A 24,893-nucleotide genomic window follows, 5' to 3' on the forward strand; every position below is an offset into this window, starting at 1 on the left:
TTTTTTTGAAGGATCCCCTTGCAACCCGGAATACGGGGGCAAGGGGATTTTCGCGTTTATTTTGTATGTATCGCAGATTTTCTTATCTTTGCGGCATCAACTTTTATTAATTTAATGTTTAAAGCAAAATTTTTAAGTATGAAAACTAAATTATTTCTGGCTGCTCTTGCAGTTTCATTCTCTTTTGCATTGACTTCTTGTGGTAACAAACCTGCAAATTCAGAGGTGACTTCAGAAACGGTAGAAGTAGAAACGGTAGAAGCTGCTGCGACAGCTCCTTGTTGTAAAGCTGATTCTGCTGCTTGTGATTCGACGAAAGCATGCTGCAAGGACAAAGAAGCATGCTGCAAGGACAAAGCAGATTGCGAAAAGAAAGCAGATTGCGAAAAAAAATGTGACAAAAAGTAAGCTACGGTATTTAAACGTGTAAATGAATGGGAATAAGACATGTATATGTGTTTTATTCCCATTTTTTATTATAGAAATTCACAGGATTTTGTGATATATTTATTGATAAATAGCAATTATTCTTATGGAATGATATTTTTTTGAATAAAAAAGTAACGTTTTATTTGGTGGGAAAGAAATAATCTCTACCTTTGCATCGTCAAAATATAAAAGAAGACAATAACATGAATCAATCATTTATATATATTCTATTGTGTGGTATTATTATTCTACTGGCAGGGCTTAGTGGAAGTGAGTGTCGCGTATAGATGTGTATGATGAAAATATACGAAAGCCTTTCTCACTTCCCGGTGCGAAAGGCTTTTTTGATGATGTATAATCCGATAAAAACAATAAAAAACAATGAGTGACAGATTATTTATTTTCGACACCACGCTTAGGGATGGTGAACAGGTTCCGGGATGCCAGTTGAATACAGTAGAAAAAATTCAAGTAGCGAAGGCGCTGGAAGTACTGGGTGTAGATGTGATTGAAGCGGGGTTTCCCATTTCCAGTCCGGGTGATTTTAATTCAGTAATCGAAATTTCTAAAGCGGTGACATGGCCCACGATTTGTGCTTTGACACGTGCGGTGCAAAAGGATATTGATGTGGCGGTGGATGCTTTGAAATTTGCCAAGCGTAAACGTATCCATACAGGAATCGGTACATCTGATTCTCATATCAAGTATAAATTTAATTCGAACCGTGAAGAGATTATCGAGCGTGCGGTAGCAGCAGTGAAATATGCCCGTCGCTTTGTGGATGATGTAGAGTTTTATGCGGAGGATGCCGGCCGTACGGATAATGAATATTTGGCCCGTGTGGTTGAAGCCGTTATTAAGGCAGGGGCTACTGTAGTGAATATTCCGGATACAACCGGCTATTGCCTGCCCTCGGAATACGGTGCGAAAATCAAATATCTGATGCAACATGTGGCGGGTATTGAGAAAGCGATCTTGTCTACACATTGCCATAATGATTTGGGTATGGCCACTGCTAATACGATAGCCGGAGTTTTGAACGGTGCCCGTCAGGTGGAAGTGACCATTAATGGTATTGGTGAACGTGCTGGAAATACTGCACTTGAAGAGATAGCCATGATTATCAAGAGTCATCATGAGATCGATATTGAAACGAATATCAATACACATAAAATTTATCCGACGAGCCGGATGGTATCGAGCTTGATGAATATGCCTGTACAGCCGAATAAAGCGATTGTCGGACGAAATGCTTTTGCCCATTCATCGGGGATCCATCAGGATGGTGTGTTGAAGAATGTACAGACTTATGAAATCATCGACCCGAAAGATGTGGGCATTGATGATAACTCCATTGTATTGACGGCCCGCAGTGGACGTGCTGCTCTGAAGAATCGTCTTTCTGTGTTGGGAGTGACGCTTGATCAGGATAAATTGGATAAGGTATATGAAGAGTTCTTGAAGCTGGCTGATCGTAAAAAAGATATTCATGATGATGATATTCTTGTATTGGCAGGAGCCGATCGCAGTCAGAACCATCGTATTAAATTGGAATATCTTCAGGTGACGAGCGGAGTGGGAGTTCGTTCCGTTGCCAGTCTCGGATTGAATATAGCCGGTGAGAAGTTTGAAGCGGCCGCCAGTGGAAATGGGCCGGTAGATGCTGCTATTAAGGCGTTGAAACGAATAATAGACCGTCATATGACTTTGAAAGAGTTTACGATTCAAGCAATCAGTAAAGGTAGTGATGATGTAGGTAAAGTACACATGCAGGTAGAATATGATAACCAGATGTATTACGGCTTTGGTGCCAATACCGATATTATTGCCGCATCCGTAGAAGCCTATATCGACTGTATCAATAAGTTCAGCAAATAGACAACAGGAGTTAGAGTATTTCAATCGTAATTTGTAAATTGTAAAATCGTAAATAAACAAATGAATACATTATTTGATAAAATCTGGGATGCACACGTGGTAACTACGGTGGAAGATGGTCCTACACAACTTTATATCGACAGATTGTATTGTCATGAGGTAACCAGTCCGCAAGCTTTTGCAGGATTGCGTGCACGTGGAATCAAATGTTTCCGTCCGGAAAAGATATATTGTATGCCGGATCATAATACGCCGACGCATGATCAGGATAAGCCGATCGAAGATCCTGTTTCCAAAACACAGGTGGATACCTTGACAAAGAATGCGAAGGATTTCGGTCTGACTCATTTCGGGATGATGGATAAAAGGAACGGTATCATACATGTAGTCGGTCCGGAGCGTGGGTTGACTTTGCCGGGTATGACGATTGTCTGCGGAGATTCGCATACTTCTACTCATGGAGCAATGGGGGCAGTGGCTTTCGGTATCGGAACCAGTGAGGTAGAGATGGTATTGGCATCACAGTGTATTTTGCAGTCGCGTCCAAAAACGATGCGTATCACGGTGGATGGAAAACCGGGTGAAGGAGTTACTGCCAAAGACATTGCACTTTATATGATGTCGAAGATGACGACCAGTGGTGCAACCGGGTATTTTGTGGAATATGCGGGGGAAGCGATTCGTAACTTGACGATGGAAGGTCGTCTGACACTTTGTAATCTTTCTATCGAGATGGGCGCACGCGGTGGCATGATAGCTCCGGATGAAGTTACATTCGAATATATCAAAGGTCGTGAAAATGCACCGAAAGGTGAAGAGTGGGAGAAGGCGTTGGCTTATTGGAGAACGTTGAAGAGTGAAGAGGATGCCGTTTTCGATAAGGAGGTGCGCTTTGATGCTGCGGATATCGAACCGATGATTACTTACGGAACAAATCCGGGTATGGGTATGGGAATCACACAATTTATCCCAACTACAGATGATATGAATGAAACGACGAAGGCGTCTTTTATCAAATCTTTGGATTATATGGGTTTTCGGCCGGGAGAGTCTTTACTGGGTAAGAAGATTGACTATGTATTTCTGGGGGCTTGTACCAATGGGCGTATTGAGGATTTCCGGGCTTTTGCTTCTTTGGTGAAAGGACGGAAGAAAGCCGATCATGTGATTGCATGGTTGGTTCCCGGTTCTTGGATGGTAGACGAGCAGATTCGGGAAGAGGGATTGGATAAAATTCTGGAAGAAGCCGGTTTTGCTATCCGCCAGCCGGGTTGTTCGGCTTGTCTGGCAATGAATGATGATAAAATACCGGCAGGCAAATATTCCGTATCTACCAGCAACCGTAACTTTGAAGGCCGTCAGGGACCGGGGGCGCGTACATTGCTGGCAAGTCCGCTTGTTGCTGCTGCGGCAGCGGTGACCGGGGTGATTACCGATCCGAGAGAAATGATGAGATAGGATTTTCGATTGGACGATTTACCGTTTACGGTCGAAGTAAGTTCGTAAATCGGGATCGTCTGTGTAAGTCAAAAGTAATATCAATCGTAAATAGTAAATCGTTAAATCGTAAATAAAAAAGATGAAAGCAAAATTCAATATACTGACAAGTACATGTGTACCTCTGCCATTGGAGAATGTAGATACAGACCAGATTATACCGGCACGTTTTCTGAAAGCGACGACGAAAGAGGGGTTTGGAGAAAATCTGTTTCGCGACTGGCGTTATGACAAACAGGGAAATAAGATCGAATCATTTGTACTGAATGATCCTACTTATGGCGGTCAGATTCTGGTAGCCGGAAAGAATTTCGGTTCGGGTTCGAGCCGTGAGCATGCTGCGTGGGCCATTGCCGATTATGGCTTTCGGGTGGTGGTGAGTAGCTTTTTTGCCGATATTCATAAAAATAATGAGTTGAACAATTTTGTGTTGCCGGTGGTGGTAACCGAAGAATTCCTGGCAGAACTGTTTGACTCTATTTTCAAGAATCCGAAGACGGAAGTAGAGGTGAACTTGCCGGAGCAGACCATAATCAATAAAGCCACCGGGAAAAGCGAATCTTTTGAAATCAATGCGTATAAGAAGCATTGCCTTATGAATGGATTGGATGATATAGACTTCTTGCTGACAAACAAAGAAAAGATAGAACAATGGGAAAAGGCGTCAAAATAGAAATCATGGACACAACCCTCCGCGACGGTGAACAGACCAGTGGAGTGTCTTTTGTGCCCCATGAAAAACTAATGATAGCCCGACTGTTGCTGGAAGAACTGAAGGTAGACCGTGTGGAGGTGGCTTCGGCACGGGTGTCTGAAGGGGAATTTGACGCGGTAAAGATGATCTGTGACTGGGCGGCCCGTAGAAATCTGCTGCAAAAGGTAGAGGTCTTGGGATTTGTGGACGGTCGTACTTCGCTGGATTGGATTCATGCTACCGGATGCCGTGTCATCAATTTATTGTGTAAAGGCTCGCTGAAGCACTGTACTTATCAGTTGAAGAAAACTCCTGAAGAGCATATTGAAGATATTCTTGCCGTGGTGGATTATGCCAACGAATTGGATATCGAAGTCAATGTGTATCTTGAAGACTGGAGTAACGGTATGAAGGATTCTCCCGAATATGTGTTCCGGATTGTCGATGCATTGAAACAGACCAGTATCAAACGTTTCATGTTGCCTGATACGTTAGGTGTTCTGAATCCGTTGCAGGTGATCGAGTTCATGCGGAAGATGAAGAAGCGTTATCCGGATACCCACTTCGACTTCCATGCTCACAATGACTATGACTTGGCGGTGAGTAATGTGCTTGCTGCCGTGTTGAGTGGCGTGAAAGGGCTTCATACTACCATCAATGGTCTGGGCGAGCGTGCGGGTAATGCTCCTTTGGCAAGTGTGCAGGCTATCCTGAAAGACCATTTCAATGCTATTACCAATATTGATGAGAGCCGTCTGAACGATGTAAGCCGGGTAGTGGAATCTTATTCCGGTATTGTGATACCGGCCAATAAGCCGATTGTTGGTGAGAATGTATTCACACAGGTAGCCGGCGTGCATGCGGATGGCGACAATAAGAGTAACCTTTATTGCAATGATCTTTTGCCCGAACGTTTCGGGCGGATACGCGAGTATGCTTTAGGAAAAACTTCCGGCAAGGCGAACATACGTAAGAATCTCGAAAGCTTAGGACTCGAGTTGGATGAAGAATCTATGAGGAAAGTAACCGAACGTATCATCGAGCTGGGTGATAAGAAAGAACTCGTGACGCAGGAGGATCTTCCGTATATCATTTCTGATGTATTGAAGCACGATGGCATGAATAATAAGGTGAAACTCAAGAGCTATTTTGTGACGTTGGCAAACGGATTGAAGCCTATGGCTACATTGAGTGTTGAAATAGACGGGCAGGTGTACGAAGAGAGTTCATCCGGTGACGGTCAGTACGATGCTTTTGTGCGTGCATTGCGCAAAATATACAAAGTGACCTTGGGACGTAAATTCCCGATGCTGATAAATTATGCCGTGAGTATTCCTCCCGGAGGCCGTACCGATGCTTTCGTGCAGACGGTCATCACTTGGAGTTTCGGTGAGAAAGTATTCCGTACCCGTGGATTGGACGCTGACCAGACAGAAGCAGCCATCAAGGCTACGATTAAGATGCTGAATATAATAGAAGAGTATTGATTGATTTATGATTTATGAATTATGATTTATGGTTCATGAGTTTATAATATATGGCCGGGCATAATTCATAAATCATAAACCATAAATCACAGATCATAAATCATAATTCATAAATCATAAATCAAAAAGACATGGATTTTAAAATTGCTGTATTAGCGGGAGACGGCATCGGGCCGGAGATTTCCGTACAAGGTGTGGAGGTGATGAGTGCCGTTTGTGAGAAGTTTGGACATAAAGTAGATTATGAATATGCTATTTGCGGTGCGGATGCGATAGATAAGGTGGGCGATCCTTTTCCGGAAGAGACTTTCCGGATATGCAAGGATGCTGACGCCGTGCTTTTTTCTGCCGTAGGTGATCCGAAGTTTGATAATGATCCTACTGCCAAGGTGCGTCCGGAGCAGGGATTGCTGGCTATGCGCAAGAAGTTGGGGCTTTTTGCAAATATACGTCCCGTCCAGACTTTTAAATGCTTGGTTCATAAGTCGCCTTTGCGTGCCGAACTGGTAGAAGGGGCTGATTTTCTTTGTATCCGCGAATTGACCGGTGGTATGTATTTCGGTGAAAAATACCAGGATAACGACAAGGCTTATGATACGAACATGTATACCCGTCCCGAGATAGAACGTATCTTGAAGACGGCTTTTGAATATGCGATGAAGCGCCGTAAGCACCTCACGGTGGTAGATAAGGCAAATGTGCTTGCTTCCAGCCGTTTGTGGCGTCAGATCGCACAGGAGATGGCACCTGCTTATCCTGAAGTGACCACAGATTATATGTTTGTGGATAATGCGGCTATGAAGATGATACAGGAACCGAAATTCTTTGATGTGATGGTGACGGAAAATACTTTCGGAGACATTCTTACGGATGAAGGTTCGGTTATCAGTGGTTCTATGGGATTGCTGCCTTCAGCTTCGACCGGTGAAAGTACTCCGGTATTCGAGCCGATTCACGGTTCATGGCCACAGGCGAAAGGATTGAATATTGCCAATCCGTTGGCGCAGATTCTTTCGGTAGCTATGCTTTTCGAGTATTTCGACTGTAAAGAAGAGGGAGCACTGATCCGCCGGGCGGTGGATGCTTCTTTGGATGCTAATGTACGTACTCCGGAGATACAGGTGACCGGTGGTGAAAAATATGGTACGAAAGAGGTAGGAGAGTGGATTGTCGATTATGTTCGAAAGGCAGCCTCTCCCCAGCCCTCTCCGTGGGAGAGGGAGCTAAGTTAGTCTTGAATCGATTCAGAAGACAGAAGAACATATTTCCTGCATAGCTTTTATAGGTATCTTATTTGTTCTTTTGTTCTTTTGTTTGAAAAATAGTAATTAGCTCATGGCTAATCAGTTTTGAAGCCTCTCCCCAACCCTCTCCGTAGGAGAGGGCGTACAGTTACTCTTGTCTATCAATTAGTTACAAAACTAACTTAGCTCCCTCTCCCACGGAGAGGGCTGGGGAGAGGCTACCGTTTTATATTGTATGTATCGCCGAATAGATCAGGATTCCCACAGTAGTCAATAGTCCGATATAAATGGGAACCTCTGTCTGCCGGGCATTTCTGAAATCTTCTTTTGTCACCTTTCGTAGCAGATAGTACATAAGTGCGGCGCCGCACAAACCTACCAGCATCCCTACTATCAGGTCTCCCGGATAATGTAATCCTAAATAGATGCGGGTATAGCAATTGACAGTAGCCCATATACAGATGAACAGGCTGAGCCATCGTTTACGGAACAGGAATACGAGGAAAAAAGCCAAGCCGAACGAATTGGAAGCATGGCAGGACGGGAATCCGAAACCACCGCCCCGTCTTCCGTTGACGATATGTACCAGGTCGGCAATCGGACTTGCCGGATTGGAGGGTCGGGGACGTTCTACGATCGGACGGATAAGGGTGGCGCAAACTTGATCGGCGAATGTGATGGTAAGGGTGATTGCTATCAGGCAAAGCAGGGTAACTTTCCAGTTATAGTTTTTCAATAATACGTATAATATGCCGGCGTACATCGGTACCCATATCCACTTGCCGGTAAAGACCGGCATGAAATAATCACCGAATGTATTGTGCAGCCCGTTCAGATAAAGCAGCAGGCTCTGGTCTGCTTCGGTGAGTGATTGTAATAGTTGGTATGTCATCTTTGTGGTTTTTTAATGTTTATCTTTTAGCGAGGTCATCGTATAGTTTCTGCAAGTATGCTTTTCCTTTATTCAGATTTTCACCTTGGTGTGTTCCTTCATCCATCGCAACTGTATTTGATTCACAGTTGAATACCACTTCATTATCGGCTGTAACCATTCCGAATATATTGGGGAAAGTGAAAAATGCGAAATGAGGTGAAGACGGATTAAGGATGTTTTTGCTGAAAGTAAAATCATCGTGAGGTAGTCCTAACTGTGCCAGTAAGGTGGCGGCTATGTCGATTTGTGAGCCGTAAGCTGTAATTCTCTGCGGTTCTTTTACCGCACCTCCGGTCAGGATTAGGGGAATGGTATAGCGCTCGGGCGAAAGATGGTCTATACTTTCGGGGTATACACCTAAATGATCGGGTACGAAAAGAACGACACTGTTTTTCCAAAGAGGGGTTTCTTTGAGTTGGCGTACAAAATCTCCGGCACAACTGTCGGTATAGGCGAAAGCATTCAGTTTGGCATTCGACAATTTGCTGTAAGGTACTTCGAATGGCTCGTGACTGCTGGACGTCTGTAAAATCTTGAAAAAAGGCTCCTGTTGCGGTTCGGTCTTTAAGTCTGTCAAGATCCGGTGGAACAGGATGTGATCGTGTACTCCCCATTTACTGAGACGTTCGGAGACGGGAAAATCATTTTGGGAAACGATCTTTTCAATCCCGGTAGATACCAGATACGAACGCATGTTGGTGAAATCGGCATCGCCTCCGTAGTAATATTGCAGGTCGTATCCTGCTTTCTTCAGACTGGCAGGAATGGAAGGAAGGCTCTGTGTTTTACGGGTATATTTCATGATACTCGTAGTAGGCTGGGCGGGGTATCCGCTAATAATGGATACCAAGCCCCGGTCGGTGCGGAAGCTGTTGGCATAGAAATGGGTAAACAGGATACCTTCTTTGGCAAATTCATCCATATTGACCGCTATACCGGGTTCACCACCGAGTGTTTCCATCAAATGTGAAGAAAAACTTTCGAGTATGATCATGATAATGTTAGGACGTTCCGTGTTGAACAAGCGGGGGATGGAATCTGTCACGGGCTTATCCGTCAATTCGGAAAATAAAATATCTGCCTCTTCAGCAGGCATAAAGCGATATTGTTTATCGAAATCCGCCTGTCTGGAAAAGGAATCCAACAGGCTGAAAGCCGGATTGATGGCGGCATGGTTCAACCGTTGGTCGGCACTGAAAAAAACTCTGCCTAAATTCATGGTTGATACGCTGAATCCTCCGCGTATCGGGATAAAAAGCAGACCGGTAGCCAACAGGAGTACTCCGGATACGCTCAAACGGCGATAAGGTATCTTTAACGGACGTTTTTCGTTAACCAGTATCCATGAGAAGACGAAATATAAAAGTGCTGCATAAACCGCCATCGCCAAAATGCCTCTGGCCACCACCCATAGGCTGACGCTGGCAAGAGCATCTTTGGGAGAAGAGAAGAAATAAAACAATGGTGTGGTATCGAGCCGGAAACCCCAATAACCATATAGGCCGAGGTCGCTTATAAATATGCAGGAGAGCAATATGGATATGATGGTGAAATAGATGCGGCGTATCAGTTGTAATATCCGTGAGTCTGTCCATGCGGATGCTATCAGCAGTAACCCGGGAAGAATGGTCAGATATCCTGCCAGTGACAGATCGAGTGGAAGCCCGTGTCCGATTACACTGAACCAGTCCGTCCATGACACCTTATTATATAAGGTATAATAATAAGCCATGAAAATGGGTTTTTGCAGAATAAAGATAAATACAAAAAGAAAATAGGTAGTAATGAATTGTATAAGTCTTCTCTTCATACGATATACTTAAAAAGATTGAACGCAGGCAAAGGTACTATACTTTTCTTTATCTTTGCACATTAACTGATGTAAAACAGTGATAATTATGAAAAAAGTAGCAAAGAATCTGATAGGATTGATCGGGCATACTCCATTGATGGAGCTGTCCGGATATAGCGCCAAGTATGGTTTGGAAGGAAATATTGTGGCCAAACTCGAAGCCTTTAATCCTGCCGGAAGTGTGAAGGACCGTGTTGCGCTTTCGATGATAGAAGATGCCGAGGAACGGGGATTTTTGAAGCCGGGAGCCACCATAATAGAGCCTACAAGCGGTAATACTGGTGTCGGGTTGGCGATGGTAGCTACCATTAAAGGTTATCGTCTGATACTGACCATGCCGGAGACAATGAGTCTTGAACGCCGGAATCTGCTGAAAGCGTTAGGAGCGCAGATTGTGTTGACGGATGGTATGGCCGGCATGTCCGGTTCTATTGCAAAAGCACAGGAACTGAAAGCTACGATTCCCGGTTCGGTCATATTACAGCAATTTGAGAACCCTGCCAATGCGGCTGTACACGAACGTACCACAGGAGAAGAAATATGGGAAGATACCGGAGGACAGATTGCTGCTTTTGTTGCCGGGGTAGGAACCGGTGGAACTATCTGTGGTGTGGCTCGTGCATTGAAAAAACACAATCCCGATGTTTATGTAATGGCTGTTGAACCTGCCACTTCTCCGGTGTTGGCGGGCGGTGTGGCTGCCCCTCACCGGATACAGGGAATCGGTGCCAATTTTATTCCGAAGATTTATGATGCTTCCGTGGTAGATGAAGTAATGGGAGTACCCGATGATGAAGCGATACGTGCCGGGCGCGAACTTGCTGCTACGGAAGGATTATTGGCCGGTATTTCTTCCGGTGCAGCCGTTTATGCGGCGCGGAAGTTAGCGGAACGTCCGGAGTTTGCCGGCAAGATGATTGTAGCATTATTGCCCGATACGGGAGAGCGTTACTTGTCGACGGAGTTGTTTGCATTCGATGCGTATCCGTTGGACTGAATAATTGGCCAATGTGGCAATGTGCCAATATGCCAATTGGGGAATTGAAAGAATGAATTGGATAATTAATAAATTATTCATTGGACATTGGTATATTATATGCATTGGTATATTATTTAGCGCAGCCAATTGGCACATTGGCATATTTGCACATTATTAAATTATTAGTATGATGAAGTCAATCTTTGTTTTTTCCCTCCTCTTTTTCTCTTCTTTGACGGTTTCCGCTCAAACCTATCGTGAACTTTCTGAAAAGGCGATAGACTGTATAGAAAGAGACAGCTTGGCGCAGGCGGAAGATCTGCTGGTACAGGCTATGAAACTCGAACCGTCCAATCCTCATAATGCGTTGCTGTTTTCCAATCTCGGATTGGTGCAGCGTCGGTTAGGACGTTATGATGATGCGCTTCAATCGTATACTTATGCATTGAATATCGCTCCTAATGCCGTACCTATCCTATTGGATCGTGCTGCTATTTATATGGAGAAAGGAATGACCGATCGTGCTTTTCTGGACTATTCCGAAGCGCTCGAGGCCGATAGGGGCAATAAGGAAGCTTTATTGATGCGGGCCTATATCTATACTGTCCGGCGTGATTATAAAGCGGCGCGTCTCGACTATGACCGGTTGTTGGAACTGGATTCTAAGAGTTATGCCGGCCGTCTCGGGTTGGCTACTCTCGAACAGAAAGAAGGCAAATTCCGGGAAGCTCTTGAACTGGTAAATAAATTGCTGGTAGAAAATCCGGATGACGCCACTCTTTATGTGGCCCGTGCCGATATAGAACGGGAGATGGAACATTTGGAACTGGCTCTTGTCGATCTTGAAGAAGCGATTCGCTTGTCTTCATCATTGATGGATGCTTATTTGCTTCGTGGTGACATTTATCTGCTTCAGAAGAGGAAAGCACTTGCCAAAGCCGATTATGAAAAGGCGATTTCTCTCGGAGTACCGCCGTCCGATCTGTATGAGAAGCTGAAACAATGTAAATAAGTTGCTTGGATGCGGGGCGTTTCGTAATTGTGAGATGATCGTCTCATAACTGTGAGACGCACGTTTCTCAATTGAGTGACGATCGTCTCACAACTGTGAAACACTATATATTACCGTATCTTATTCGGTATTTTCCGTTATCTTTCATTTGAATTGACGTATCAGTTCGATGAACTCCTTACCGTACTTTTTCTTTTTATACTCTCCTATACCACTGATACTACCGAATTCCTCGATTGTTGTGGGTTGTGCCATACTGAGCAGGTGCAGTACTTTGTCCGATAAAACTATATAGGCGGGAATTGCTTCTTGTTCGGCTAATTGTTTGCGGAGTCCGCGTAAAGCTTCGAACAAATCTTTGTTCTCAGTTGTTGTTAGTCCCAAAGGCAGTTCTTTATTGACAACCACCTTTTTTCCCCTCCTTTTGGAGGTTGTGTTTTCTTCTCGTCGGATGGCCACTAATTTTGTCTTTTTTCGTCCAAATAGTATGTCATTTCCGATTTCCGTAATTTTCAAATGATTATTTTCATTATATGCAATTTCGAAAAAGCCCATTTGCAGAATTTGTAATAAATAGTCTTGCCAGTCTCTGGCTGAAATATCACGTCCGACTCCAAAAGTTTTTAGCTTTTCGTATCCTCTTTCTACGAGTTCGGAGGAAAATGATCCACGCAAAATGTCAATTAACATGCTTGTTCCTATCTGTTCTCCGGTACGCGCAATTGCACTGAGTGCTTTTTGCACAATTATCGTGCCATCGAACTGTTCCGGAGGGTTTCGGCAAACATCACAATTACCACAATCCTTTTCTACTTTCTCGCCGAAATAGCTCAGAAGAATCCGTCTCCTGCAAATGTTGGCTTCTGCATATTGCTGCATCCGTTGCAGCTTCTCCAGATTGATTGATTGCTGGTTGCTTTCAGTGGCAAATTTAGTGAGCAGGATCAAGTCTCCCAAAGAATAGAAAAGGAGGGTGTCGCTTGGCATTCCGTCTCGCCCGGCCCGGCCTATTTCCTGATAAAAGCTCTCGATGCTTTTGGGAAGATTATAGTGGATCACCCAACGGACATTTGATTTGTCGATCCCCATTCCAAAGGCAATTGTGGCGCAGACCACCTGTATACGGTCATTGATGAAATCGTCCTGCGTTGCGTCCCGTTGCTGGGTTGAAAGCCCCGCATGATAGACTCCGCAGCGTATTCCATGCTTTTGTAACATCTGTGCTACGGTCTCTGTTTTACTGCGGCTCATGCAATATATGATGCCGCACTCACCGGCGTGCCGGTCGATAAATTCCAGTATGGTCCTGCTCTTTTCTTTCTGTTGGTATCCCCGTTTCACGGCCAGGCTGAGGTTGGGGCGGTCGAAAGAAGAGATAAACACTTTCGGATCGGTGAGATGCAGTTGGCGTATGATGTCTTCACGCGTGATCTTATCGGCTGTGGCTGTCAGTGCGATAATAGGTATATGCGGGAATACCTGATGTAATATGCCCATTTGAGCATACTCAGGGCGGAAATCATGTCCCCATTGCGAGATGCAGTGTGCTTCGTCGATGGCAAAGAGGGAAAGATGCATGTCCCGCAGCAGATAGTCGATTTCGGTGATCAGTTTTTCGGGAGATATATAGAGGAGTTTCAGTTTGCCTTCGATGCAGGCACGCCGCAGATTGGCATTTTCGGTTTCGTCATTGCTACTGTTCAGTGCTCCTGCGGCTATTCCGTTGGCCCGGAGCGTTTCTACCTGGTCTTTCATCAATGATATAAGCGGAGATACCACGATGGCAGTACCTTCGCAAAGCAGCGCAGGGAGTTGGTAGCAGATCGATTTTCCTCCTCCGGTGGGCATTAATACCAGGCTGTCTTTCCGATCCAGTAAATTCTGGATAATCTCTTCTTGCAGGGGGCGGAAACTTTCATAACCGAAGTAGGTTTTCAGTGTTTGGATCATGGTTCGTATTTTGAAACTTTTTGCAAAGGTACTATTTTCTTCGGTCTATCATCTATATTGATAGATGATGGCAGGAAATTAAATAATCTGTGATCGAAAACACCCCCTCCGGAAGTTAAAGTTTCTTATTCTCTATGTTCTTTCTCACAAATTTCATCATTTTGATAGTTCAGTTATAAAAAATATATACTCAAAAGTTGCATATGTGAAAATAATGTCCGAAATTTGTGACATGGAAATATTGCTCCATTGTAGCAATAATTAAAAACAAACCCTAACCAGTTAATTTCAATGAGTAATTTAGAAAACAAAAAACAGGAAGAGACTCCGAAGAAGCGCCCTTATAACTTGAGGGAGAAGAAAGAGAAGAAAGCAGCGTATCGTTCTTTAATCAGACCGGAACTTGCAGATGAATTGTATGACAAGATATTGAATATCGTTGTCGTTCAGAAGAAGTACAGAGATCCTGACTATTCTGCAAAGGATTTGGCGAAAGAACTGAAAACGAATACGCGTTATTTATCCGCAGTAGTTAATTCTCGTTTCGGCCAGAATTATTCTTGCTTGCTGAACGAATACAGAGTGAAAGACGCTTTGCATTTATTGACAGACAAGAGATATGCAGATAAGAATGTGGAAGAAATCAGTGCAATGGTTGGTTTTGCTAACCGTCAGTCTTTCTATGCCGCTTTCTATAAGAATGTAGGTAAGACTCCTAATGGTTATCGCAAAGAACACCTTGAGAGCAAGAAGTAACAACGTATTTAATATGTAGAATAGAAAAGGAAATATTCCGGGCTGAAAAATCCCGGGATACTTCCTTTTTGTGATTTGGGGCCTCTCCCCAGCCCTCTCCGTGGGAGAGGGGGTGTAGATACTATTATTATTTATTAACCGGTAATCAAGCTAACTTAGCCCCCTCTCCCACGGGGAAGGCTGGGAAGAGGCTTTCCCCCTTTTTATGAAAAAGCATCTTATTATTTCGATGGCTGTAACCGCTACTGTGCTAACGTCATGCGGCGGTGCCAAAACAACGACTGCCCAGGCAGATAAATTTGATTATACAGTGGAACAATTTGCCGATTTACAGATATTGCGCTACCGGGTTTCCGGATTTGAGGACCTGTCGCTGAAACAGAAAGAATTGATTTATTATCTCACGGAGGCTGCACTCGAAGGACGTGATATCCTCTTTGATCAGAATGGAAAGTATAACTTGCGTATCCGGCGAATGCTGGAAGCCGTATACACTAACTACAAGGGAGACAAGAACAGCGCCGATTTTAAAAATATGGAGACATATCTTAAACGGGTATGGTTCTCTAACGGCATTCACCATCATTATGGTTCGGAGAAGTTCGTACCTGGTTTCTCTCAGGATTTCCTTAAACAGGCGGTGACGGGCATCGATGCTTCCTTGCTTCCTCTCTCTGAAGGTCAGACAACGGAGCAATTGTGCGAAGAAATATTCCCGGTGATTTTTGATCCGGCTATTCTGCCTAAACGGGTGAATCAAGCCGATGGTGAAGATCTGATACTGACCTCTGCCTGTAACTATTATGATGGAGTGACTCAGGCGGAAGCGGAAGCTTTCTACAATAAGATGAAAGATCCGAAAGACGAGACGCCGGTTTCATACGGCTTAAACAGTCGTTTGGTAAAAGAGAATGGTAAGATACAAGAGAAAGTATGGAAAGTTGGCGGACTTTATACGCAAGCCATTGAAAAGATCGTCTATTGGTTGAAGAAAGCCGAAGGGGTGGCCGAAGATGAAGCGCAGAGAGCTGCCATCGGTAAGCTGATCGAGTTTTATGAGACGGGCGACTTAAAGACTTTTGACGAATACGCCATTTTGTGGGTGAAAGACTTGAACTCCCGTATTGATTTCGTAAATGGTTTTACCGAAAGCTACGGTGATCCGCTCGGCATGAAGGCCAGTTGGGAATCTCTTGTTAATTTCAAGGATTTGGAGGCTACACACCGTACGGAAGTGATTAGCAGCAATGCGCAATGGTTTGAAGATCATTCTCCGGTAGATCCCCGGTTCCGGAAAGATCAGGTGAAAGGAGTTTCTGCGAAAGTGATAACTGCAGCTATCCTTGCCGGTGATCTTTATCCTGCAACGGCTATCGGCATCAATCTGCCTAATGCGAACTGGATACGTGCGCACCATGGTTCCAAGTCCGTAACCATTGGAAATATCACGGATGCTTATAATAAAGCTGCCCACGGTAATGGCTTTAACGAAGAGTTTGTATACAGTGATGCGGAGATCGCACTGATAGACCGGTACTCGGACTTGACGGATGAACTGCATACTGACTTGCACGAATGTTTAGGGCATGGTTCCGGTAAATTGCTTCCGGGAGTCGATCCGGATGCCTTGAAGGCTTACGGTTCTACCATTGAAGAGGCGCGTGCCGATCTTTTCGGATTGTATTATGTGGCTGATCCGAAACTGGTCGAGTTGGGGCTGCTTCCCAGCAATGAAGCGTATAAAGCGCAGTATTACACTTATCTCATGAACGGGCTGATGACACAATTGGTACGTATCCAGCCGGGTAATACGGTGGAAGAGGCACATATGCGTAACCGTCAGCTTATCGCCCGTTGGGTATTTGAGAAAGGTGCTGCCGATAAAGTGGTAGAGTTGGTGAAGAAGGACGGTAAGACTTATGTGGCAGTGAATGATTATGAAAAAGTACGTCAACTTTTCGGTGAGTTGCTGGCGGAGATTCAGCGTATTAAATCTACCGGTGATTTTGCGGCTGCCCGTGCATTGGTAGAAGATTATGCCGTGAAAGTAGATCCTACTCTTCATGCAGAAGTCTTGGAACGCTATAAGAAACTTAATCTTGCCCCATACAAGGGATTTGTGAATCCTAAATATGAGGCGGTAACGGATGAGAACGGGGCAGTAACTGATGTTACCGTAACTTATGACGAGGGATATGCAGAGCAGATGTTACGTTATAGTAAGGACTACTCTCCATTGCCTTCTGTGAATTAGTTGCAAGCTACGAACTGTGAGTGGTACGCGTGGTTAATATGTTGTATATTAGTATTGTAACCTCTGCTTTGTGGTCTGTAACCTGTAACTTGTAACTAAAAAAACAATGGATATAAAAGAACAACTGAAAGATATCAAGACACAACTCCGGCTTTCGATGAACGGGGTTGTGTCTCAAAGTATGCGTGAGAAGGGCTTAAACTATAAACTTAATTTCGGGGTGGAGTTGCCTCGGATCAAAAGTATAGCAGCTGCATATGAGAAGAATCATGAACTGGCACAAACCCTATGGAAAGAGGATATTCGTGAGTGTAAAATTCTTGCAGGATTGTTACAGCCGGTAGAGACTTTCTTTCCGGAAATCGCAGATATATGGGTAGAGAACATGCCGAATATCGAGATAGCGGAGCTTACCTGTATGAATCTTTTTCAACACTTGCCTTATGCTCCGGCCAAATCATTCCATTGGATCGCTTCGGAAGAGGAGTATGCGCAGATTTGCGGTTTCCTTACTATTGCCCGTTTGCTGATGAAAAAAGGGGATATGGCCGAGCGTCCTGCCGGAGAATTTCTGGATCAGGCTGTTTGTGCTGTTCTTTCCGGCAGCTATCATGTGCGTAATGCCGCTTTGCTTGCCATTCGTAAATATATGCAGCACAGTGAAGAACACGCATTCCAGGTCTGCCGTCTGGTAGAAGGCATGAAAGATTCATCCGTAGAAGCCGAACAGGTATTATATAATACGGTGAAAGAAGAGGCCTCTCCCCACCCCTCTCCGTGGGAGAGGGAGCTAAGTTAGTTTTGTAACTAATAATAGACGATAGTATCTGTACTCCCTCTCCCACGGAGAGGGGTGGGGAGAGGCCACATCTTATTTTCATATTATTCTTCATATTATTTTTGCTTTCTATAAAAAAGGCTTAACTTTGTTGGCGCTAATTTCGTGCCGATATGGAAACTCAGAACGTAAAAGATACGGTAAGACAGATATTTACGGAATATCTTAATGCGAACGGGCATCGCAAGACCCCCGAACGTTATGCCATACTCGACACCATCTATTCTATAGACGGACATTTTGACATAGATATGCTCTATTCGCAGATGATGAATCATGAAAATTTCCGGGTCAGTCGTGCGACACTTTACAATACCATCATTCTGCTTATCAACGCCCGTCTGGTTATCAAGCATCAGTTCGGCACTTCTTCCCAATACGAGAAATCATACAATCGTGAAACGCATCATCATCAAATCTGTACCCAATGCGGTAAAGTGACCGAGTTTCAGAATGGAGCGTTGCAGAATGCGATTGAGAATACAAAATTGAGCAGGTTTCAGCTTTCACATTATTCGTTGTATATCTATGGGATATGCAGTAAATGCGATCGTGCCAATAAACGGAAAAAAGTAAGTAACAACAATAAAAAAGAGAAATGAAAGTAGATGTACTATTAGGATTACAATGGGGCGACGAAGGAAAAGGTAAAGTAGTCGACGTACTAACTCCGAGATATGATGTGGTTGCACGTTTTCAGGGCGGCCCGAATGCCGGTCATACACTTGAGTTCGAAGGACAGAAATATGTGCTCCGTTCCATTCCTTCCGGTATCTTTCAGGGAGATAAAGTGAACATTATCGGTAATGGAGTCGTGCTTGATCCGGCTTTATTCAAAGCGGAAGCCGAAGCTTTGGAAGCATCGGGGCATAACTTGAAAAACCGGCTGCATATTTCTAAAAAAGCACATCTTATCCTGCCGACACACCGTATTCTGGATGCTGCTTACGAAGCCGCCAAAGGGGATGCGAAAGTGGGTACTACCGGAAAGGGAATCGGTCCTACTTATACAGATAAGGTAAGCCGTAACGGAATCCGTGTAGGTGACATTCTCGATAATTTTGATCAAAAATATGCTGCCGCCAAAGCTCGTCATGAACAGATTCTGAAGGGTTTGAACTATGAGTATGATCTTACGGAAATGGAAAAGACTTGGATGGAAGGCATCGAATACCTCAAGCAATTCAACCTGGTAGACAGCGAACATGAAGTGAACAACTTGTTGAAGTCCGGCAAGAGTGTGCTTTGCGAAGGTGCACAGGGAACGATGCTGGATATCGATTTCGGTTCTTATCCGTTTGTTACCTCTTCGAACACGGTTTGTGCCGGTGCCTGTACCGGGCTTGGTGTGGCTCCCAATCGTATAGGTGAAGTGTATGGTATCTTCAAGGCGTATTGTACTCGGGTAGGTGCAGGTCCGTTCCCTACGGAACTGTTTGATGAGACTGGTGATAAGATATGTACATTGGGACATGAATTCGGTTCGGTTACCGGTCGTAAACGTCGTTGTGGTTGGATCGACCTTGTTGCATTGAAGTATTCCGTTATGATCAACGGTGTCACTAAGCTGATTATGATGAAGAGTGATGTGCTCGATACATTCGAGACAATCAGAGCTTGTGTAGCTTATAAAGTGAACGGAGAAGAAATTGACTACTTCCCCTATGAAATTAATGATAGTGTAGAGCCTGTATATGCCGAACTTCCGGGTTGGCAGACCGATATGACGAAAATGCAGAACGAAGATGAGTTCCCGGAGGAATTCAATGCTTATCTGTCTTTCCTTGAAGAACAATTAGGTGTGGAAATCAAAATTGTTTCTGTAGGGCCGGATAGAGAGCAGACAATTGAAAGGTATACGGAAGAATAAACGGAATTTTAGATAATTCTTCATAAATAGGAAGGGAAACTCTTGTGATATACAAAGTTTCCCTTTATTTTTGGCAAACTATTTGTACAGATACTTGTAGTAATCATTAAAAAAAGAAAGTATATGATATCGTATTGGGTATTATTTATCGGCATTGCCGTAGTGAGTTGGTTGGTACAAATGAACTTGCAGAACAAGTTTAAGAAGTATTCGAAGATACCGACCGGAAATGGAATGACAGGACGCGACGTGGCTATTAAGATGTTACATGATAATGGAATTTATGATGTTCAGGTGACTCATACTCCCGGACAACTGACTGACCACTATAATCCTGCCAATAAGACAGTGAACCTGAGTGAAGGTGTATATGAAAGTAACAGTATCATGGCTGCTGCTGTGGCTGCTCATGAGTGCGGACATGCCGTTCAGCATGCTCGTGCCTATGCTCCGCTAACCATGCGCAGCAAGTTGGTGCCTGTAGTGACTTTTGCATCCCAATGGATGACATGGCTGTTGCTTGCAGGTATTTTATTGATAAATACGTTCCCTCAACTTTTACTCGCAGGTATTATTTTGTTTGCCATGACAACGTTGTTTAGCTTTATCACCCTTCCGGTGGAAATCAATGCAAGTAAGCGTGCCCTGGTATGGTTGAGTTCATCCGGAATTACTAATTCCTATAATCATTCTCAGGCAGAAGATGCGCTTCGTTCGGCTGCTTACACTTATGTAGTTGCTGCATTGGGTTCTCTGGCTACATTGATCTATTATGTCATGATTTTCATGGGTAGAAGAGATTAAGCGGAATTTAGACAGGATCTATCTAAGTTTGGAAATATGAATTCCCTCTTTCGGATAAGTTCCGGGAGAGGGAATTACTGTTTGTAGGCTTCCGACAAAAGTAAACCTTTTCATTGAATAATCAATTATTTCCTATAACTTTGCAATCCAAATACATAAAACTGTAAGAATTATGGCAGCAAAACCAAGCATACCTAAAGGAACGCGTGACTTTTCGCCTGTAGAGATGGCGAAACGCAATTATATTTTCAATACGATTCGTGAAGTTTATCACCTGTATGGGTTTCAGCAGATAGAAACCCCGTCTATGGAGATGCTTTCCACATTGATGGGAAAGTATGGTGAGGAAGGGGATAAACTCTTGTTTAAGATACAAAATTCCGGAGATTATTTTTCGGGAATAACGGATGAAGAGTTATTGGGCCGCAATGCTGTGAAGTTGGCCAGTAAGTTTTGTGAGAAGGGATTGCGGTATGATCTTACAGTGCCGTTTGCCCGTTATGTGGTGATGCACCGTGATGAAATTACTTTCCCGTTCAAACGTTATCAGATTCAGCCGGTATGGCGTGCAGACCGTCCGCAAAAGGGGCGTTATCGCGAGTTTTACCAATGTGATGCCGATGTGGTAGGTAGCGATTCGTTATTGAATGAGGTAGAATTGATGCAAATTGTGGATACAGTGTTCACTCGTTTCGGTATTCGCGTTTGTATTAAGATTAATAACCGTAAGATTTTGACAGGTATTGCCGAGATCATCGGTGAGGCTGATAAAATAGTAGATATAACGGTGGCTATCGATAAGCTGGATAAGATAGGTCTTGATAATGTGAATGCCGAGCTGAAAGAGAAGGGAATCAGTGATGAGGCGATTGCCAAATTACAACCGATTATTCTGTTGAGTGGAACCAATGCCGAAAAGTTGGCTACATTGAAGAATGTGCTGGCGGGCAGCGAGACCGGTATTAAGGGAGTGGAAGAGAGTGAATTCATATTGAATACACTTGCGGTTATGGGACTGAAGAATGAAATAGAACTCGACTTGACACTGGCGCGTGGTTTGAATTATTATACAGGTGCTATCTTTGAAGTGAAAGCGTTGGATGTGCAGATCGGTAGTATTACCGGTGGTGGCCGTTACGATAATCTGACCGGAGTATTCGGTATGGCAGGCGTTTCGGGAGTAGGTATTTCTTTTGGCGCCGACCGCATTTTTGATGTGTTGAATCAATTGGAACTTTATCCGAAGGAAGCGGTGAACGGCACGCAACTGTTGTTTGTAAACTTCGGTGAGAAGGAAGCGGCTTTCTCTATGGAGATATTGGCCAAAGCACGTTTGGCCGGTATACGTGCAGAGATTTTCCCGGATGCGGCAAAAATGAAGAAGCAGATGAGCTATGCCAATGCCAAGAATATTCCGTTTGTAGCTATTGTGGGCGAAAATGAGATGAATGAGGGCAAGGCGATGCTGAAAAATATGGAGACCGGTGAGCAGTCGTTGGTTTCAGGGGAAGAGTTGATCAAGGCTCTTTTGAAATAGTTTTTCTCCCCCGTTCTCCTCGGTGTCGGAGATATCTTTCTTCGGTGCCGGACCACTGTCTCCTCAGTGGTGAAGAAGATCCTCCCCGATGCCGGCAAGGTTGAACTGCAGTTCAATTCAGAAGCATCGGGGAGGATTTTTTTATTCCTTTTACCATTCTATTTTATCGAGTATTCCGTTGAGACAGGCGATGGCCACTCCGTAATTGGTCATTGGAATTTTTTGCAGCCTGGCTTGTGCTATCCGGCTGAGGACATACTTTCGGTTGAACATGCAGGCACCACACTGGATTATTAGATCATACTTCTTGAGATCTTTTGGAAAATCATTGCCGGATACGATGTCTATTTGTAATCCTTCTCCTGCTTTTTTGCGTAAAAGACGGGGAAGTTTTACACGGCCGATATCTTCTGACAATGGTGCATGAGTACATGCTTCGGCAATCAGCACATGAGATTTTTCAGTCAGTTTATCAATGGCCGACGCACTGGCGGTGTAGTATTCGATGTCCCCTTTATAAGCGGCGAATAGCACGGAAAAAGAGGTCAGCATGCTTTCTGCCGGTTTCTGTTCGTAGACAGTTTTGAATACCTGCGAATCGGTGATAATCAGTTTAGGAGGGCGTGATAGTGCTTGTAGGGTGGCTTTCAGCCGGTCAGTAGTGCAACTCATCACCGGGCATTTCCGGTCAAGCAATTCTCGGAGTGTCTGTACTTGCGGAAGGATGAGGCGCCCTTTGGGTGCTTGTATGTCTTGCGGCATGACGAGTAGAACGAGATCCCCTTCCGAAACCAGATTCCCCGTGATACTTTGTGCATCGAAATCTTCCGGCAGATGCCGTATGATGGCTTGCGAAATTTCTGCTATGCCTTGATGTGTCTTTGCGCTTACGATGAGGGGATACTGTCCGCTTTTATCTTTGATGCTTTGTGCTTCCTGTTCCGTATCATACAGTATGTCCGCTTTGTTTAGTAGCAAAATTACCGGAATATTCTTTTCTTTGAGTATCTTGATCCAGTGAAGTTCTTCTTTCATATCCGGGTGGCAGAGCAACAGGGCAATGTCTGTTTTTTCAATAGCCTGCAAAGTACGGGTTATACGCATCTTCCCCAGTTCGCCTTCATCGTCATATCCGGGCGTGTCGATGAAAAGGCAGGGGCCGATGCCGTGAATCTCCATTGCTTTAAGCACCGGATCGGTCGTTGTACCTGGAGTGTCGGATACAAGGGCGGTATTCTGTCCTGTCAGTGCATTGATCAAGGAGGACTTGCCACTGTTTCGCCGCCCGAAAAGAGCGATATGCAGTCGGTTGGAATTAGGAGTTTTCTGAAAGCTCATACTGATTGAATTATAAAATGATGATTGTCGGTCCGATGTATCTTTCCGTTCGGGAAATATTTCTTGCAAGGACAATACAGGGTAGCACCGGGTGCTACACTAAAACCGAAAGTCTCTTTTCCCATTAGCTATTTCGCTCAGGTTCCGGATGGCTATTTCTTTGATTTTCGGATTAGGTATTCCGGCAGCTTCGGCAGCTATCAACGATTCGCCTTTGATACGGGTGGCGGGAGAGGCATAATCCTCCAGATACTCTTTTAAAGTCATCAAGGCATTCGGTCCGCAGCAGTTGGCTATCTGGCCTGATTTAACCAGTGACATAAACCGGTCGCCTGTTCTTCCGGCCCGATAGCAGGCAGTGCAGAAACTGGGGATGTATCCTAAGTCGAGCAGCCAGCTCACGATTTCGTCCAGTGTACGGGTATCACTCAAATCAAACTGCGCTGAATTTTCGGATAAAGGTTCCGGCACCGCATAACCGCCTACGCTGGTGCGCGAGCCGCCACTGATTTGTGAAATACCTATGTCAAGAACCTGTTGCCGAGACTCTTGTGATTCACGGGTAGAAATAATCATTCCTGTATAAGGTACGGCAATGCGGATCACTGCTACGATGCGGCGGAATATATCATCGGACACGGCATTGGGGAAGTCGGCAGTATCGATGTCATCAGCCGGGCAAATGCGTGGAACACTGATCGTATGCGGTCCTACTCCGAATACGGCTTCAAGATGTTCGGCATGCATTAGCAGTCCGGTAAAGTCATATTTAAAAGTATTCAGTCCGAACAAGACTCCGATGCCCACATCGTCTATTCCTCCTTGCATGGCACGGTCCATAGCTTCCGTATGCCAGGCATAGTTGCTTTTGGGTCCGGTGGGGTGGAGCTTTTCGTAGTTCTCTTTATGGTAAGTCTCTTGAAAGAGGATATAGGTTCCGATACCTGCATCTTTCAGTTTTCTGTAGTTCTCCACCGTAGTGGCGGCTATGTTGACGTTCACCCGGCGGATTGCTCCGTTTTTGTGTTTGATGCTGTATATCGTTTCGATGGATTCGAGAATATACTCCAACGGGTTGAGTATCGGGTGTTCACCGGCTTCCAATGCCAAACGCTTATGGCCCATATCCTGTAGGGCGATTACTTCACGACGAATTTCTTCTTGTGCCAGTTTTTTACGGGCAATCGTTTTGTTCTTCAGATGATACGGGCAATAGGTACAGCCGTTTACGCAATAGTTGGAGAGATAGAGTGGCGCAAACATCACGATGCGGTTACCGTAGAGTTTCTGTTTAATCTCTTTGGCTAAGTGAAAGATACGTTCTGTCAGATCCGGCTGGTCACATTCCAGCAGGAGAGCGGCTTCCCGGTGGGTGAGTCCTTTGCACAGGGCGGCTTTGTCTATGAGTCGTTCTATCAGCGTCCGGTTATTTTTGTTTTCGCGGGCATACTCCAGTGTGTCCAATATCTCCTGATGATTGATGAATTCATCAGCTCGGGAGGAATGGGGGAGGTAAGGTATGGTTTCCATTGTTTTTTAA

20 protein-coding genes are annotated in these 24,893 nt (G+C 44.5%); 15 read left to right on the forward strand and 5 right to left on the reverse strand.

Annotated features, from left to right (window positions below; translation table 11 throughout):
- The first annotated feature begins 138 nt into the window (after positions 1-138).
- The 6 genes from HMPREF1532_RS21800 to leuB all read left to right on the forward strand — a co-directional run bounded on the left by HMPREF1532_RS21800 (position 139) and on the right by leuB (position 7,217).
- Complete coding sequence (locus HMPREF1532_RS21800) at positions 139-408, forward strand: hypothetical protein (RefSeq protein ID WP_007481356.1); 270 nt, start codon at positions 139-141, stop codon at positions 406-408.
- A gap of 402 nt (positions 409-810) precedes the next feature.
- The gene (locus HMPREF1532_RS11405; protein ID WP_005929384.1) at positions 811-2,307 is read left to right on the forward strand and encodes a 2-isopropylmalate synthase; all 1,497 of its coding nucleotides are present in this window, start codon (positions 811-813) and stop codon (positions 2,305-2,307) included.
- A gap of 60 nt (positions 2,308-2,367) precedes the next feature.
- Positions 2,368-3,765 carry a 3-isopropylmalate dehydratase large subunit gene (leuC, locus tag HMPREF1532_RS11410; RefSeq protein WP_005929386.1) on the forward strand — a complete coding sequence of 466 codons (1,398 nt, stop codon included), beginning with the start codon at positions 2,368-2,370 and terminating at the stop codon, positions 3,763-3,765.
- 121 nt (positions 3,766-3,886) lie between these two features.
- The gene (gene leuD, locus HMPREF1532_RS11415; protein ID WP_005929388.1) at positions 3,887-4,477 is read left to right on the forward strand and encodes a 3-isopropylmalate dehydratase small subunit; all 591 of its coding nucleotides are present in this window, start codon (positions 3,887-3,889) and stop codon (positions 4,475-4,477) included.
- On the forward strand, positions 4,456-5,985 hold the full coding sequence (locus HMPREF1532_RS11420; RefSeq protein WP_005929389.1) for an alpha-isopropylmalate synthase regulatory domain-containing protein: 1,530 nt from the start codon (positions 4,456-4,458) through the stop codon (positions 5,983-5,985). The genes leuD and HMPREF1532_RS11420 overlap by 22 nt, the downstream gene beginning before the upstream one ends.
- A gap of 131 nt (positions 5,986-6,116) precedes the next feature.
- Complete coding sequence (gene leuB, locus HMPREF1532_RS11425) at positions 6,117-7,217, forward strand: 3-isopropylmalate dehydrogenase (protein ID WP_005929391.1); 1,101 nt, start codon at positions 6,117-6,119, stop codon at positions 7,215-7,217.
- Between the two features lie 238 nt (positions 7,218-7,455).
- Here leuB and HMPREF1532_RS11430 read toward each other — a convergent pair whose 3' ends face one another.
- Together HMPREF1532_RS11430 and HMPREF1532_RS11435 are read right to left on the reverse strand one after the other, a co-directional pair.
- A complete protein-coding gene (locus HMPREF1532_RS11430; protein ID WP_005929393.1) occupies positions 7,456-8,121 on the reverse strand; it encodes a phosphatase PAP2 family protein in 666 nt (221 codons plus the stop codon).
- Positions 8,122-8,140: 19 nt separating this feature from the next.
- Positions 8,141-9,973: an LTA synthase family protein gene (locus HMPREF1532_RS11435; RefSeq protein ID WP_025819862.1), complete on the reverse strand. Its 1,833-nt coding sequence runs from the start codon at positions 9,971-9,973 to the stop codon at positions 8,141-8,143.
- Positions 9,974-10,061: 88 nt separating this feature from the next.
- Between HMPREF1532_RS11435 and cysK the strand changes: the two genes are divergently transcribed.
- Positions 10,062-11,012 (forward strand): cysteine synthase A, encoded by a 951-nt coding sequence (gene cysK / locus HMPREF1532_RS11440; RefSeq protein WP_005929397.1) that lies wholly within the window; start codon positions 10,062-10,064, stop codon positions 11,010-11,012.
- A gap of 172 nt (positions 11,013-11,184) precedes the next feature.
- On the forward strand, positions 11,185-12,006 hold the full coding sequence (locus tag HMPREF1532_RS11445) for a tetratricopeptide repeat protein (RefSeq protein WP_005929400.1): 822 nt from the start codon (positions 11,185-11,187) through the stop codon (positions 12,004-12,006).
- A gap of 144 nt (positions 12,007-12,150) precedes the next feature.
- On the opposite strand, the gene recQ is transcribed toward HMPREF1532_RS11445, so the two are convergent.
- On the reverse strand, positions 12,151-13,956 hold the full coding sequence (recQ, locus tag HMPREF1532_RS11450) for a DNA helicase RecQ (protein ID WP_005929402.1): 1,806 nt from the start codon (positions 13,954-13,956) through the stop codon (positions 12,151-12,153).
- A 291-nt stretch (positions 13,957-14,247) separates the two neighbouring features.
- Here recQ and HMPREF1532_RS11455 point away from each other — a divergent pair, with 291 nt between their 5' ends.
- The 7 genes from HMPREF1532_RS11455 to hisS all read left to right on the forward strand — a co-directional run bounded on the left by HMPREF1532_RS11455 (position 14,248) and on the right by hisS (position 22,015).
- A complete protein-coding gene (locus tag HMPREF1532_RS11455; protein WP_005929403.1) occupies positions 14,248-14,712 on the forward strand; it encodes a helix-turn-helix domain-containing protein in 465 nt (154 codons plus the stop codon).
- A gap of 205 nt (positions 14,713-14,917) precedes the next feature.
- The gene (locus HMPREF1532_RS11460; RefSeq protein ID WP_025819866.1) at positions 14,918-16,966 is read left to right on the forward strand and encodes a dipeptidyl-peptidase 3 family protein; all 2,049 of its coding nucleotides are present in this window, start codon (positions 14,918-14,920) and stop codon (positions 16,964-16,966) included.
- 106 nt (positions 16,967-17,072) lie between these two features.
- A complete protein-coding gene (locus HMPREF1532_RS11465) occupies positions 17,073-17,765 on the forward strand; it encodes a DNA alkylation repair protein (RefSeq protein WP_005929406.1) in 693 nt (230 codons plus the stop codon).
- A gap of 152 nt (positions 17,766-17,917) precedes the next feature.
- Positions 17,918-18,406, forward strand: coding sequence for a Fur family transcriptional regulator (locus HMPREF1532_RS11470; RefSeq protein ID WP_005929409.1), 489 nt, complete (start codon positions 17,918-17,920; stop codon positions 18,404-18,406).
- The gene (locus tag HMPREF1532_RS11475; RefSeq protein WP_005929411.1) at positions 18,403-19,674 is read left to right on the forward strand and encodes an adenylosuccinate synthase; all 1,272 of its coding nucleotides are present in this window, start codon (positions 18,403-18,405) and stop codon (positions 19,672-19,674) included. Before HMPREF1532_RS11470 ends, HMPREF1532_RS11475 begins: the two co-directional genes overlap by 4 nt.
- A 123-nt stretch (positions 19,675-19,797) precedes the next feature.
- Positions 19,798-20,478, forward strand: a complete 681-nt coding sequence (locus tag HMPREF1532_RS11480) for a zinc metallopeptidase (protein ID WP_005929414.1) — start codon at positions 19,798-19,800, stop codon at positions 20,476-20,478.
- A gap of 172 nt (positions 20,479-20,650) precedes the next feature.
- Positions 20,651-22,015: a histidine--tRNA ligase gene (gene hisS, locus HMPREF1532_RS11485; protein ID WP_005929417.1), complete on the forward strand. Its 1,365-nt coding sequence runs from the start codon at positions 20,651-20,653 to the stop codon at positions 22,013-22,015.
- Between the two features lie 150 nt (positions 22,016-22,165).
- On the opposite strand, the gene hydF is transcribed toward hisS, so the two are convergent.
- Positions 22,166-23,353, reverse strand: coding sequence for a [FeFe] hydrogenase H-cluster maturation GTPase HydF (gene hydF, locus HMPREF1532_RS11490; RefSeq protein ID WP_005929420.1), 1,188 nt, complete (start codon positions 23,351-23,353; stop codon positions 22,166-22,168).
- Positions 23,354-23,452: 99 nt separating this feature from the next.
- Positions 23,453-24,883 carry a [FeFe] hydrogenase H-cluster radical SAM maturase HydG gene (gene hydG / locus HMPREF1532_RS11495; RefSeq protein ID WP_005929422.1) on the reverse strand — a complete coding sequence of 477 codons (1,431 nt, stop codon included), beginning with the start codon at positions 24,881-24,883 and terminating at the stop codon, positions 23,453-23,455.
- Positions 24,884-24,893: the final 10 nt, after the last annotated feature.

Source organism: Bacteroides salyersiae WAL 10018 = DSM 18765 = JCM 12988 (genome assembly GCF_000381365.1).
Classification (GTDB): domain Bacteria; phylum Bacteroidota; class Bacteroidia; order Bacteroidales; family Bacteroidaceae; genus Bacteroides; species Bacteroides salyersiae.

Coding starts and splice junctions, on each gene's coding strand:
- HMPREF1532_RS21800 (WP_007481356.1), top strand. CDS start 139: ATGAAAACTAAATTATTTCTGGCTGCTCTTGCAGTTTCATTCTCTTTT.
- HMPREF1532_RS11405 (WP_005929384.1), top strand. CDS start 811: ATGAGTGACAGATTATTTATTTTCGACACCACGCTTAGGGATGGTGAA.
- leuC (WP_005929386.1), top strand. CDS start 2,368: ATGAATACATTATTTGATAAAATCTGGGATGCACACGTGGTAACTACG.
- leuD (WP_005929388.1), top strand. CDS start 3,887: ATGAAAGCAAAATTCAATATACTGACAAGTACATGTGTACCTCTGCCA.
- HMPREF1532_RS11420 (WP_005929389.1), top strand. CDS start 4,456: ATGGGAAAAGGCGTCAAAATAGAAATCATGGACACAACCCTCCGCGAC.
- leuB (WP_005929391.1), top strand. CDS start 6,117: ATGGATTTTAAAATTGCTGTATTAGCGGGAGACGGCATCGGGCCGGAG.
- HMPREF1532_RS11430 (WP_005929393.1), bottom strand. CDS start 8,121: ATGACATACCAACTATTACAATCACTCACCGAAGCAGACCAGAGCCTG.
- HMPREF1532_RS11435 (WP_025819862.1), bottom strand. CDS start 9,973: ATGAAGAGAAGACTTATACAATTCATTACTACCTATTTTCTTTTTGTA.
- cysK (WP_005929397.1), top strand. CDS start 10,062: ATGAAAAAAGTAGCAAAGAATCTGATAGGATTGATCGGGCATACTCCA.
- HMPREF1532_RS11445 (WP_005929400.1), top strand. CDS start 11,185: ATGAAGTCAATCTTTGTTTTTTCCCTCCTCTTTTTCTCTTCTTTGACG.
- recQ (WP_005929402.1), bottom strand. CDS start 13,956: ATGATCCAAACACTGAAAACCTACTTCGGTTATGAAAGTTTCCGCCCC.
- HMPREF1532_RS11455 (WP_005929403.1), top strand. CDS start 14,248: ATGAGTAATTTAGAAAACAAAAAACAGGAAGAGACTCCGAAGAAGCGC.
- HMPREF1532_RS11460 (WP_025819866.1), top strand. CDS start 14,918: ATGAAAAAGCATCTTATTATTTCGATGGCTGTAACCGCTACTGTGCTA.
- HMPREF1532_RS11465 (WP_005929406.1), top strand. CDS start 17,073: ATGGATATAAAAGAACAACTGAAAGATATCAAGACACAACTCCGGCTT.
- HMPREF1532_RS11470 (WP_005929409.1), top strand. CDS start 17,918: ATGGAAACTCAGAACGTAAAAGATACGGTAAGACAGATATTTACGGAA.
- HMPREF1532_RS11475 (WP_005929411.1), top strand. CDS start 18,403: ATGAAAGTAGATGTACTATTAGGATTACAATGGGGCGACGAAGGAAAA.
- HMPREF1532_RS11480 (WP_005929414.1), top strand. CDS start 19,798: ATGATATCGTATTGGGTATTATTTATCGGCATTGCCGTAGTGAGTTGG.
- hisS (WP_005929417.1), top strand. CDS start 20,651: ATGGCAGCAAAACCAAGCATACCTAAAGGAACGCGTGACTTTTCGCCT.
- hydF (WP_005929420.1), bottom strand. CDS start 23,353: ATGAGCTTTCAGAAAACTCCTAATTCCAACCGACTGCATATCGCTCTT.
- hydG (WP_005929422.1), bottom strand. CDS start 24,883: ATGGAAACCATACCTTACCTCCCCCATTCCTCCCGAGCTGATGAATTC.